10 protein-coding genes, 1 tRNA gene and 1 pseudogene are annotated in these 13,142 nt (G+C 34.5%); all 12 read right to left on the bottom strand.

The window, feature by feature from the left end:
* Positions 1-61: 61 nt before the first annotated feature.
* Positions 62-409 (bottom strand): hypothetical protein, encoded by a 348-nt coding sequence (locus tag ACIQ2J_RS06415; protein ID WP_396167640.1) that lies wholly within the window; start codon positions 407-409, stop codon positions 62-64.
* A 574-nt stretch (positions 410-983) separates the two neighbouring features.
* Positions 984-1,057, bottom strand: a tRNA-Arg gene (locus tag ACIQ2J_RS06410).
* 133 nt (positions 1,058-1,190) lie between these two features.
* On the bottom strand, positions 1,191-1,640 hold the full coding sequence (locus ACIQ2J_RS06405) for a GatB/YqeY domain-containing protein (protein ID WP_396167635.1): 450 nt from the start codon (positions 1,638-1,640) through the stop codon (positions 1,191-1,193).
* Between the two features lie 164 nt (positions 1,641-1,804).
* Positions 1,805-3,778 carry a cell division protein FtsZ gene (ftsZ, locus tag ACIQ2J_RS06400; RefSeq protein ID WP_396167632.1) on the bottom strand — a complete coding sequence of 658 codons (1,974 nt, stop codon included), beginning with the start codon at positions 3,776-3,778 and terminating at the stop codon, positions 1,805-1,807.
* Positions 3,779-3,827: 49 nt separating this feature from the next.
* The gene (ftsA, locus tag ACIQ2J_RS06395) at positions 3,828-5,237 is read right to left on the bottom strand and encodes a cell division protein FtsA (protein WP_396167629.1); all 1,410 of its coding nucleotides are present in this window, start codon (positions 5,235-5,237) and stop codon (positions 3,828-3,830) included.
* A gap of 65 nt (positions 5,238-5,302) precedes the next feature.
* Positions 5,303-6,025: a cell division protein FtsQ/DivIB gene (locus ACIQ2J_RS06390; protein WP_396167626.1), complete on the bottom strand. Its 723-nt coding sequence runs from the start codon at positions 6,023-6,025 to the stop codon at positions 5,303-5,305.
* Positions 6,022-7,386 (bottom strand): UDP-N-acetylmuramate--L-alanine ligase, encoded by a 1,365-nt coding sequence (gene murC, locus ACIQ2J_RS06385; RefSeq protein WP_396167624.1) that lies wholly within the window; start codon positions 7,384-7,386, stop codon positions 6,022-6,024. Before murC ends, ACIQ2J_RS06390 begins: the two co-directional genes overlap by 4 nt.
* A gap of 90 nt (positions 7,387-7,476) precedes the next feature.
* Entirely contained in the window at positions 7,477-8,589 is a 1,113-nt protein-coding gene (gene murG / locus ACIQ2J_RS06380) for an undecaprenyldiphospho-muramoylpentapeptide beta-N-acetylglucosaminyltransferase (RefSeq protein ID WP_396167621.1), read from the bottom strand.
* A 100-nt stretch (positions 8,590-8,689) separates the two neighbouring features.
* Positions 8,690-10,042, bottom strand: coding sequence for an FtsW/RodA/SpoVE family cell cycle protein (locus tag ACIQ2J_RS06375; protein WP_396167619.1), 1,353 nt, complete (start codon positions 10,040-10,042; stop codon positions 8,690-8,692).
* A gap of 54 nt (positions 10,043-10,096) precedes the next feature.
* Positions 10,097-10,462, bottom strand: a pseudogene (locus ACIQ2J_RS06370) (four helix bundle protein).
* Between the two features lie 29 nt (positions 10,463-10,491).
* Positions 10,492-11,826 carry a UDP-N-acetylmuramoyl-L-alanine--D-glutamate ligase gene (murD, locus tag ACIQ2J_RS06365; RefSeq protein WP_396167616.1) on the bottom strand — a complete coding sequence of 445 codons (1,335 nt, stop codon included), beginning with the start codon at positions 11,824-11,826 and terminating at the stop codon, positions 10,492-10,494.
* Positions 11,826-13,052 carry a phospho-N-acetylmuramoyl-pentapeptide-transferase gene (gene mraY, locus ACIQ2J_RS06360; RefSeq protein ID WP_396167613.1) on the bottom strand — a complete coding sequence of 409 codons (1,227 nt, stop codon included), beginning with the start codon at positions 13,050-13,052 and terminating at the stop codon, positions 11,826-11,828. Before mraY ends, murD begins: the two co-directional genes overlap by 1 nt.
* Positions 13,053-13,142 lie beyond the last annotated feature (90 nt).

Raw genomic sequence — 13,142 nt, 5'->3', positions numbered from 1 at the left:
AGCAATTAGCGGGATAATAATGTTTTTAAAAAATTTGTATTATAAATGGGATTGTAAAATTTTAAATCCTCAGAACTGGTAAGGGTTGAACGATTGCGTCAGCTCCCGTGACTCGTTCCTGGATGACGACTAAAAAGAATAGCCATAAACCTAAAACATTAGAGGTAACATTAAAATAACTTTGTTTGCGGTTTAAGCCGATAAACAAAAATATAGAGTTATTCTTTTTTTGGATGCTTCTAATAAAAGAAGCCATTAAATCAGTACTTGAAACAAATAAATAGGGATTATTATTAACTGTTTTAACAGCATTATGAGAGTTCTCAATTGCTGTTGTTGAAGCCGTGTTATTGACTTGAGGGGTTTTTTTAGACCATCGAGTCAACAAATTTCGTAGTATTAATCTCATAAAAATATAGGTTTTACAGTATACTTGGGATTTCAAAAATAGAGGAGTAGGGACAAATTATAACATTTATTTATGTTAAAATTTTGTTAAAAAAATGGAATGAGAGGACTAATCTACAGAAGAGAGCGTTTAGTCGATTAAGTGAAAGGATGTAGAAAAAATATAAAAAAGTATTTGGAGGATTCCTTATTTTTTAATATGAAATTAAAAAAACGATAGAATTATCGTATTATTATGATAAATATTGCATAATTGCTGATAATTTAAGAAGTAAAAAAAGCTAAAAAACAACAAACTATTGCTTGTAATGCCAGCAATGAAAAGACCAGAGACAGAAAATTGTTCCAAAAAACAGTGCTTTTTGAAAAAATTTAATCGAGATAAATAACACTACTAAGTGCTAATTTCTATATTTTAATGCCTTTATTATTACTATGTTATATTTTTTAATCCACAGATTAAAATAGTAACTCCCAATTTATTTTAAAGATTTAAACTTAAAATTAATTTAATGTTAACAAAAAACATTATTAATTTAATAGTAATTTAAACCCTTTCTTTTTATTTAATTTAGTGACCGCGGCAGGGTTCGAACCTGCAACCATCAGAGCCGAAATCTGATATTCTATCCAGTTGAACTACGCAGCCAAATTTAGGTACGAGGTATGAGGTACGAGGTACAAGGTAAAAGGTACGAGGTGGGAGGTACGAGGTACGAGGATTTGAAAATCCAAAATCCAAAATCCAAAACCCAAAACCCAAAATCCAAAACCCATGTCGCCTACCCCAACAACTTCTTAACGATAGCGGATATGGTTTTACCTTCGGCTTGACCACCTATTTGAGCACTTGCTAATCCCATAACTTTTCCCATAGAAGCAATTCCGACTGCACCAGTTTCCGAAATGATTTTAGCAACAATTACTTCTACTTCTCCTTCTGACAATTGTGCCGGAAGAAATTTTTCGATTACTGCAATTTGTGCTAATTCGGGTTCCACTAAATCGGGACGGTTTTGGGTAGCAAAGATGGACGCACTGTCTTTACGCATTTTCACTAACCGTTGAAGAATTTTGATTTCTTCCTCTTCCGTGATTTCTTCTTTGGTGCCAGTGGATGTTTGGGCTAAAAGCAATTCCGACTTAATGGCACGTAAGGCTTCCAGCGCAATAGTATCTTTGGCTCTCATGGCGTTTTTAATTTCGTCCATGATTTTTACAGCTAAACTCATTCTTTATCTATTTAGTGGTTATTTCTAACTCGAATTTTTTTGAAAAAACTTTTTAATATCTTGATGATCGCATTTTTAACGCCTCCCTTTTTTCATTTTCCCTATCGAAACTCAATCGAAAACCAAGTTAAAAAGCTTGAATTATTTAATTTTAAAACTACAATTTAATCTACGTTGTCATGAAGAAAAGAATTATTAGATCGCAATTGTAGATCGTCATTACTATCCATTCCTAGAGACATTCTAGAATTATTATTATAGTTATTATTCTCGGTCAAATCAAGTCCTACTCTTTTATAAGCTGGTTCTTTTTCTAATTCTTCAATACGAGATGGGTTGTTGTGAAACTTATAATTGAAATCTTTCAACTTTCTTCTTCTTTCATCTGCACGGATTTTTAACGTTTCTTCGATGGTCATTTCCATCGGAGAAATATCTTCTGTGTGTGTAGCATAAGTTGGTTTAGCAACATCGGAAACTTTCATCGTGAAATTTAACGATTCTTCAACTGGTTCCGGATTAGTTACAACTGGCTTAGAAGTTAATAAATCGTTTTCGACTTCCATATATTCTTCCAAAGAATATTTAATTACCCCATTTTCATTCAACTCGGTAACGGAAACAAATTCAATTGGTTCGTTAACTTTAATGTTATTTGCTTCTAAAGAGAAGTCGAAAATTGTTTTTTCTTCTTGTACATTTTCAACTGGTTTTGCAATTGGCAAATCAAACGAAAAGGTGATTTGCTCTTCTTCTCTTGCTATTACTTTAGGCTCGTTTACTTTAATTTCATTAACGACAGGGTTGGTAAAATGAAATTCAATATCTTTAATAGGAGAAACAATTTCAAAAGTCACATCCAAATTGCGAATGAATTCGTTCATTGCCACTAAATCACTTTCTGCTTTTGCAACAATTGGCTCAGCAAAAAATTGCTCTTCCATAACTAATTTAGCAACAACTGGGGCAACTATAATTTCTTCTTCTTCTAATAATTCGAAAATTATTTTTTCTTCTTTTCTTTCTATAGGACCTTCAGTAACCGATTGAAAATTAGCAATGGTTTTTTGAGTTAAGTCATGAACCATTTTTTGATCTTCCTCAAGTTGAAGGATGATTTTTTTTGGTTCGTTATTTATGATGCCATCTTGTTGTTCTACATTAAAACCTGTAGCGATGATTGTAACTGCAATAGAATCTCCCAAACTTTCGTCTTCACCAACCCCCATAATAATATTGGCATTGTTTCCGGCTTCTGCTTGAATGTGTTCATTAATCTCTGCAATTTCATCCATAGTAATCTCATTAGTACCTGAAACGATAAGCAACAATACGTTTTTGGCACCTGTGATTTTATTATCATCTAACAATGGAGAATCTAATGCTGCAATAATAGCTTCTTTGGCTCTGTTGTCTCCAGAAGAATTGGAAGACCCCATAATTGCAGTTCCGCTATCAAACAACACTGTTTTAACATCTCTTAAATCGATATTTTGAGTATAATGGTGGGTAATTACTTCTGCAATTCCTCTTGATGCTGTGGCTAAAACTTCGTCGGCTTTAGAGAATCCGGCTTTGAAACCAAGATTTCCATAAACTTCTCTCAGTTTATTATTATTAATTACAATTAAAGAATCGACTTGCTTGCGCAATTTTTCTATTCCTAATCTAGCTTGGTCTTGACGTACTTTTCCTTCAAAAGAAAAAGGCAAGGTTACAATTCCTACCGTAAGGATATCTCTTTCTTTCGCTAATTGAGCAATTACTGGCGCAGCACCGGTTCCGGTTCCTCCACCCATTCCTGCGGTGATGAAAACCATTTTGGTATTGCTGTCAAGCATTTTTTCGATATCGCCAACACTTTCTATTGCCGATTGTTGTCCAACGTCTGGGTTTGCTCCTGCTCCTAATCCTTCGGTTAGGTTTACCCCTAACTGAATTTTATTAGGCACGGGGCTATTTTGCAGTGCTTGCGAATCGGTGTTACAAACAATAAAATCAACTCCTTTGATTCCTTGTTTAAACATGTGATTGATAGCGTTACTTCCTCCGCCACCAACTCCTATTACTTTAATTACATTTGATTGATTCTTTGGTAAATCAAATGAGATGCTTCCAAATTCTGAGTTGCTCATCATACTAGTTTGGGTTTTATTTTTTTATTCTTTTTTATACCTTATATATAGGTTACTCTGCTTTGTCTAAAAATTCTTTGAATTTCCCTAAAATCTTATCCATAAAAGAATCTTCAATATCTGGATCTCTAGGGTCCTTAGGTTTTTTCTTAGGTGGTGTTTTAATAGGTGTATCTTCTGCTTCAACCTCCATTACCTCTTCTACATGTTCTGGTAGAGGTTGCGAAGTTTTAGCTACCACGATTGGCTTTGCTATTTCCTCAGCCTTTATTGCCTGAGCAATGGTAGCGCTTTGCGTGTTATTGGCATCACTTTTCATCACTAATCCAACTGCCGTTGCAAATAATGGACTAGATACGGTTTCACCTGAATTTCCAGCTAGATGTTCGTTTGGATATCCAATTCTAGTATCCATACCGGTAATGTATTCTACCAACTGCTTTATGTGTAAGAGTTGTGCACCACCACCGGTTAACACAATTCCAGCAATTAATTTCTTTCTTGGATCGTCGTGTCCGTATGCTTTTATTTCTGCAAAAACTTGTTCAATAATTTCCACTACGCGAGCATGGATTATTTTGGATAAGTTTTTCAAGGATATTTCTTTTGGTTCTCTTCCTCGTAATCCTGGAATGGAAACTATTTCATTGTCTCTGTTTTCTCCTGGCCAAGCCGATCCGAATTTCACTTTTAATAATTCCGCTTGGGTTTCAATTATAGAACATCCTTGTTTTATATCCTCAGTAATTACATTTCCTCCAAATGGAACGACTGCGGTGTGGCGAATAATGCCATCTTTAAAAATAGCTAAATCGGTTGTTCCACCTCCTATATCAATTAAGGCTACACCAGCCTCTTTTTCTTCTTGACTTAAAACAGCCTCTGCCGAAGCTAATGGCTCTAGTGTCAATCCAGATAATTCAATACCTGTGCTTTGAACACATTTTATAATATTTCTAATAGAAGACGCTTGCCCAACTACTACATGAAAAGTTGCTTCTAGTCGTGCACCATACATTCCAATAGGTTCTTTTATTTCCGATTGCCCATCTATTTTATATTCTTGTGGCAAGACATGAATAATTTCTTCCCCTGGCAACATTGCCAATTTATGTACTTGGTCTATTAGCAATTGGATATCCTGTTGTGTTATAACTTCGTCGTGATTGCTTCTACTAATATAATCGGTGTGCTGAATACTGCGAATGTGCTGACCGGCAATTCCCACTACCACATCATTAATTTTATAACCCGAATTTTCTTCGGCTTCAATTACTGCTTGTTGTATGGACTGGATAGTTTGCGTGATGTTATTCACAACTCCTCTTGCAACACCTAAACTTTTAGCTTTTCCAATGCCTAAAATTTCAAGTTTGCCATATTCGTTTTTCTTGCCAATCATCGCTACGATTTTCGTAGTTCCAATATCTAAGCCTACCGCAATGTTTTCTCTATTCTCCATGTCGTCAACTAATTTGCCTGATGCACTATCTATTCTATTTCCTTTTACTTAAGATTCCTATTTTGTTATTTGGTACAAACAACTTGATGGTTGAATCTCAAATTTATTTTCTTGTATTTATAAAGCGAACTATCTAAAACTGCTTTCTGAAAAAAAGCTTTGTAATTTTTAAATTTCTTCTCCACATAAATCATTTTGCCAAACTCAATTTGGTAATCAAAATTTCTATTGGTCATTTGCAAGTCATTATTTGCATCCAACTCCATTCCGACAATATTTTTTTTCAAAAAATCATCATCATAAACAAACTTCAAAACCTCGGTTAATTGCTTCTTATTTTTGGTATTTATTTCACCTAAAAACAACAAGACTCTTGCCGTATTTAAATTTGACAACGGCATTTTATTACCCTCATAATCTATATAATAAGTAGTCTCACCATCAAACACTCTTGCAATAGGCACCCTCTGTTTTACTACTGCTTTTAGAACGCCATCAATAGTAACAAAAACCTGTGCTTTTTCAACCATAGGATTCTTGTTGATAAGATTTTCCAATCTTTTCAAATTTAAGTCCGATTTTGCAATACTTTGCACATCTTTTTTATTTTCTATTAACAATTTATTAACCGTTTTGAAACTGATAAAATTGTCTTGATTTCCAACAAAAGTCACTTCGGTTTTTAGTAATTTCCGATGCGAATTTCTAGCGGAAGTGAACGAATATAAAAAAACCACTAAAGCCAACATTAGTGCTAATCGTAGGTTTATCCAATTTAAAAATTTCATGATAATGCTATTTTAATGGATGGTACTAATTCGCCTATATCGCCCGCCCCAATAGTAACAATCACTGTAGCATCGGATGCTAATAGAGACGGAATTAAATCGGCTTTGGAAACTAATTTTTTATTCTCGTTAGTCATTTTTGCAAGCAACCAAGAAGAGGTAATTCCTTCCATTGGTAATTCTCTTGCTGGATAAATATCTAACAATAACACTTCGTCAAATTGCGACAAACTTTTTGCAAAATCATCCCCAAAATCTTTAGTTCTACTGAATAAATGGGGTTGAAAAACTGCCAACACTTTTTGATTCGGATACAATTCTCTAACCGCTTGATGCACTGCATTTATTTCGGTAGGATGGTGAGCATAATCATCAATATAAACTAATTTATCGGATTTTATTTGATAGGAAAACCGTCGTTGTACTCCTTTAAAAGAAGCCAATGCTTTTACTATGGCATCCGAAGAAGTGCCGTAAGTTTTAGCCATTGCCAAAGCCATTAATGCGTTCATCAAATTATGATGGCCAGGCAAACCGAAGGCTATGTTTTGTATGGTTTCTGATGGCGTTTGCACATCAAAAACATAACTACTATTTTCTATTCGAATATTAAATGCCTTGAAAAGCCCCCTAACCCCCGAAGGGGGAATTTGACTCTCTAAAATTTCAATTTCTACACCCTCTAAATCCAACCCTTTGGGAACGAATAGTTTTGTTTTATCTTGCACTTTATCTGCAAATTCTCTGAAGGAATCTTCTATAGCTTCTTTATCTCCATAAATATCCAAATGATCAGCATCCATTGAGGTTACACATGCAATATTGGGATGCAAATGCAAGAAAGAACGATCAAATTCATCGGCTTCAACCACAGTAACGGTTTTGCCACTTCCAATTAAATTAGAATGGTAGTTCTCTACAATGCCACCAAGGAAGGCCGTAACATCAGCGCCACTTTCGTATAGAATATGTCCGAGAATACTAGACGTTGTAGTTTTTCCGTGTGTACCTGCAACAGCAAAGCAAAAGGTGTCTTTGGTAATCAAACCAAGTACTTCGGCACGTTTTTTTATTACATAATCCCGTTCGATAAAATAATTCCATTCCGAGTGCGAAACTAGCACCGCAGGGGTAACAATTACTAGAGTATTTTCAACATAAAAATCCGTTGGAATTGCACTAATAGTATCTTCAAAATGAATATCCATACCGCCAGCAACCAACTCGTCGGTAAGCATGGTTGGGGTTTTATCGTAACCCGAAACCTTCTTTCCTATGTTTTGGAAATAGCGAGCCAGAGCACTCATTCCGATGCCTCCAATTCCGATAAAATAGACGTTTTGTATTTGGTTTAGGTTCATTTTCAATGTCAATTTCAAATTTCAATTTCAATGTCAATTTCAAAATTCATTTTTTTTACTTTTTGATTTTTGATATTGCTATTGTCATTGCTATTGTATTAGTTTTATTATTTGCTCGACGATATCTTTTGTGGCATTTGGCTTGCCTAACTTCTTTATGTTTTGACTTAATTCATTTTGTAAATTTTCATTTGAAATTAAATCGGTAAATGTTGTTTCGAACTTTTCTTCTAATTCATTTTCTTTGAGAAGCAGTGCTCCATTTTTATCTACAATTGCTTTAGCATTTTTGGTTTGATGGTCTTCGGCAACATTAGGAGACGGAATAAAAATGGTTGGTTTTCCTACCAAACACAATTCCGAAACCGAGGATGCTCCAGCGCGTGAAATGACGAAATCGGCAGCAGCATAAATCAAATCCATTCTGTCAATAAAAGCAACTACTTGAACGTTTTTAAAGGTGGTAGGTTGATGAAAATTTCCATCGTATTTTTTATAATCCTCATAATATAACTTGCCACATTGCCATAAAACTTGAATATCATTTGCAATAAAAAAATCCAATTCTTTCTCAATTAATTGATTCACTCTTCGTGCGCCAAGGCTTCCGCCAAGAACCAAAAGTGTTTTTTTAGAAGCATCTAATTTAAAATAAGCAATACCTTCTTCTCTTTTCGAATCGATATCCAACAAATCTTGACGTACCGGATTTCCAGTAAACACAATCTTTTCTTTTGGGAAAAATCGTTCTAAATTTTCATAAGCAACACAAATTGCATTTGCTTTTTTACTCAATAGTTTATTGGTAATTCCGGGATAAGAATTTTGCTCTTGAATTACCGTTGGAATCTTACAACTATTTGCAACTTGCAACAAAGGTCCACTTGCGAAACCACCTGTTCCAATAACGGCATCGGGTTGGAATCTTTTTATTATTTTTCTTGATTTCCACAAACTGCTTAGCAACTTAAATGGAAACATTAGGTTTTGAAGAGTTAGTTTTCGTTGTAAACCAGCAATCCAAAGACCTTCTATTTTATAGCCTGCTTGAGGTACTTTTTGCATTTCCATTTTGTCTTGTGCTCCAACAAAAAGAATTTCGGCATCCGGGAAACGCGTTTTTAATTCATTGGCAATTGCAACCGCAGGATAAATATGTCCTCCAGTTCCACCACCACTTAATATGAATTTATATTTTTTCATTGTACTTAATTAATTTCAAACACGAATTGCACTAATTTACACTAATTCAATGCTGCCAATTATTTCACGAATTTGAAAACTTCGTTTTCTTTAGTTTCTATTATTTCTTGCGTAAAACTGCTTTCATCGGATTTTCAGTAATTGAATAATCGTCTTGATCTTCTTCCATAATTTTATTTTTAATAGAGGCCTTCATCTGATTTACTTTGTCTTGATTTTCATCTACTTCTTCGTCTTCGTCTTCTTGCAATTGTTTGTCAATGACTTTTTGTAGTGCATCATCACGTTTTTGTTTGTCTTCCAATTCTTGTGCTATTTCTTCCTCTTTCTTGGTTACACTAAGAATAATTCCGATTGCAATACAAGTCATCCAGATAGAACTTCCTCCGGAACTAATTAGCGGTAACGTTTGCCCTGTTACTGGCAATAATTCTACTGCAACCGCCATGTTAATTATTGCCTGAAAGACTATTGGAAATCCGAGTCCGACGACGACTAATTTTCCGAAAAGGGAATTGGCCTTGTGTGCCGCTATGACAAATCGGAACAACAACAATAAGTACAATCCTAATATAGATAATGCTCCAAGAAGACCATATTCTTCCACAATAATTGCAAATATAAAATCGGAAGAAGATTGCGGAAGGAAATTTTTCTGAACGCTTTTCCCAGGTCCTAGACCATAAACTCCTCCTGTTGCAATTGCAATTTTTGCTTTTTCTATTTGATAATCATCCTCACCCGGTTTATCGCTAGTGAAATTTTCGATTCGGTTTTTCCAGGTATCTACTCTGTTTTTAAAAGCATCTGGAAATGCAATAACCACTAAAATAAATAGTGCTAATGCCGCAAAACCAGTTCCAATAATTATGGCAATGTATTTTATTGGATATCGTCCAATAAACGCCAACATAATTATCATTGCAAAAATTAATGCTGCGGTAGAAAAATTGGCGGGTAATATAAATGCTAACGTAATAAAAACCGGAAGCCACAACTCTATCAATGACGATTGAAAACTTACTTTTTCTTCTCTTGTTTTAGATAAATATCGAGCTACATACACATACAAAACAATGGCCGCAAGTGTAGAAGTTTGAAAGGAGATTCCTATTAACGGAATCACCATCCAACGACTTGCGTTAGCGCCATCAATAACGGTTCCCCTTACTAAGGTGTAAAATAAGAGTCCCCAAATAATAGGCAAAGCTATACGCGAAATTCCCCTAAAATAATGGTACGGGACTTTATGTATTTGGTAAATAATGATAAATCCAATAAAAATATGAACCGCGTGTTTTAGCAAATAGGTTATTGCATTTCCCGATCCATGGCGCATGTAGGCCAAGTTACTACTCGCACTAAAAACAGGCATAAACGAAAATAATGCCAATAGAGCCACGAATGCCCAGATGACTTTATCTCCTTTTAAACTGTTTATTAGTTCTTTCATTTTAAATATTAGATGTCAAATTTTAAATATTAGATATTTTAAAAATCCTAAAATTTATTTATTACCGTTTAATCGATTATTCACTGTTTTTAATGTTGAAACAAATATTGCTACTAATTCACTTGATTCTTTTAAAAGAAATTCTAATTCAGAAGCGCTAAGCCAATTCATTTCACTTATAACCTCTAGCCAAAACTGTGACTCGTCTGCTTCTTCTAAAACTATATTTAATTTTGCAACAAACTCCTTATCACTTCTCGCTCTGCATACTGCTCAATAATTGGCTCCAACAGAGGTGCCACTTTTTACAATTTGATTTATAACCACTCTAGTTGACAAAGAATTTGGCATTTTTTCAATCAACTTTAGAATTGCTAAAGAAAATTGTTTGGTGCGATATTTTAATTCGTCATTAGTCATATTTAATATTTAAAATCTAAAATTTAATATTATAAATTTCTTACTTCTATTTTAAATTGATTACCACGGTCTTCGTAGTTTTCAAACAAGTCAAAACTAGCGCAGGCTGGCGAAAGCAAAACAGCATCTCCTTTTTCGGCAATATGACGGGCGGTATTTACTGCATCGTGCATATTATCTACTTCCACCATAAGATCCACTACATTACCAAAGGCATCAATTATTTTTTTATTATCTACTCCAAGGCAAATAATAGCTTTTACTTTTTCATGCACTAACGCCATCAATTCACTGTAATCGTTTCCTTTATCTACACCACCAACAATCCAAACAGTTGGCGAAGTCATGCTGTCTAAAGCAAAGAAAGTTGCGTTTACATTAGTCGCTTTACTATCATTAATGTATTGTACATTTTGAATTTTAAGCACTTTTTCCAATCTATGTTCTACGCCTTGAAAATTAGATAAGCTTTCGCGAATGGTTTGTTTTCGGATACGCAAAATATTAGCAACCGATGTTGCTGCCATTGCATTTTTTAAATTATGTTTTCCTTCCAAAGCGATTTGAGTGGTTTCCATTGCGAACTCTTCTTCGTTGATGTTGATTTCCATAGTATTGTTTTTTAAAAATGCACCTTTTTCAAGGTTTTTGGTGATTGAAAATGGGACTAATTGGGCGTTTACTTTATTGCTTTGAAACCAGTTGTTGATTGCCTCGTCGTCTGCGTCATAAATGAGGTAATCTTCATTGGTTTGGTTTTTGGTTATTCTAAATTTGGATTCTATATAATTTTCATATTTGTAATCGTAACGGTCTAAATGATCTGGGCTTATGTTGGTAATTATTGCTATGTGTGGCTTGTAATTGATAATGCCATCCAACTGAAAACTACTTAATTCTAAAACATAGTAATCAAAATTGGCTTCGGCAACTTGCCAAGCAAAACTCTTTCCGATGTTACCTCCTAGCCCAACATTCAATCCTGCTTCTTTTAGCAAATGATAGGTAAGCATGGTGGTGGTAGTTTTTCCGTTGCTTCCGGTAATTCCGATTGTGGTTGCAGTGGTGAATGGTGCTGCAAATTCAATTTCGGAAATCACTGCAATTCCTTTTTCTACCAATTTTTTCACGATTGGCGCTTTATCCGGAATTCCGGGACTTTTCATAACCACATCGGCATTCAGAATTAATGCTTCTGTATGCTGTTCGTCTTCCCATTTAATACTGTAATTTGTAAGAACTTCTTTATAATTTTCTTTTATTTTTCCGAAATCGGACACAAAAACATCGTATCCTTTTTTCTTTCCTAAGATGGCTGTTCCAACGCCACTTTCTCCTCCCCCCAGAATTACTAACCTTGGCATTATCTCAATTTTAAAGTTACAATAGCAACAATTGCTAGTAAAATGGTTACAATCCAAAAGCGGGTTACAATTTTGCTTTCGTGGTAGCCTTTTTTCTGATAATGATGGTGCAAAGGCGCCATTAAGAAAATTCTTCTTCCTTCGCCAAATCGTTTTTTTGTATATTTAAAATAGAATACTTGAATAATTACCGAAGCACTTTCGGCAAAGAAAATCGCACATAAAATAGGCAATAGCATTTCTTTTCTTACGGAAATTGCTAATACTGCAATGATTCCGCCAATGGTTAAACTACCAGTATCTCCCATAAAAACAGATGCTGGATACGAATTATACCAAAGAAATCCAACCAATGCTCCTGCAAATGCCGAAACAAAAACGGTCATTTCTCCCGAATTAGGAATGTACATCACATTGAGGTAACTCGACAAAATAATATTTCCAGAGATGAAGGTAAATATCCCCAAAGCGAGCACTGATATTGCCGAAGTTCCTGCTGCTAATCCATCAATACCATCGGTAAGATTGGCTCCGTTGGATACCGCTGTGATGATAAAAATCACAATTGGAATGAATATTAACCAAGCCCATTTTTGATAATCCTCTGTAAATGGTTCTAATATTTTAGCATAATCCAATTCGTTGTTTTTCATGAACGGAATGGTAGTTATGGTTGATTTCATCTCTTTCGCAGGAGAACTAATGGAACTCTCTGTTTGGTTAAAGGTTACTGGTTTTAAAGATTTTTCTCTAACCAAAACTCCCGGGTGAAAATATAATACCGAGCCTACAATAAGTCCTAATCCTACTTGACCAATAACTTTGAAGATGCCTTTTAAACCTTCTTTATCTTTTTTGAAAATTTTAATGTAATCATCAATAAACCCAATAGTTCCCATCCAAATGGTAGTGATAATCAATAAAATGATATAAATATTATTTAATTTTGTTAATAACAAAACCGGAATTAGGGTAGCAATAATAATAATCAATCCCCCCATGGTTGGCGTTCCTGCTTTTTGGTTTTGACCAGTTAAACCAAGTTCGCGAACGGTTTCTCCTACTTGTTTGTTTTTTAAAATCGTAATGATTTTTTTTCCATAAACTGTTGAAATCAACAACGATAGCATCAATGCCAACGCTGAACGGAAGGTGATGTACTGAAACACCCCAGTTCCTGGAACGTCTAAAGTTTTGTCTAAATATTCAAATAAGTAGTATAGCATATTTTAATTTTTTAAATTCCAATTGAAAAATTCCAAATTCCAAACTTGAGTTACCTTAAGTTTCTTTCCAACTAATTGGGATATTATTTA

This window comes from Flavobacterium sp. (assembly GCF_044357305.1).
Lineage (GTDB): Bacteria > Bacteroidota > Bacteroidia > Flavobacteriales > Flavobacteriaceae > Flavobacterium.
Note: the sequence above shows the minus strand (reverse complement) of the source record. Positions and strands in the feature narration are given on the sequence as shown.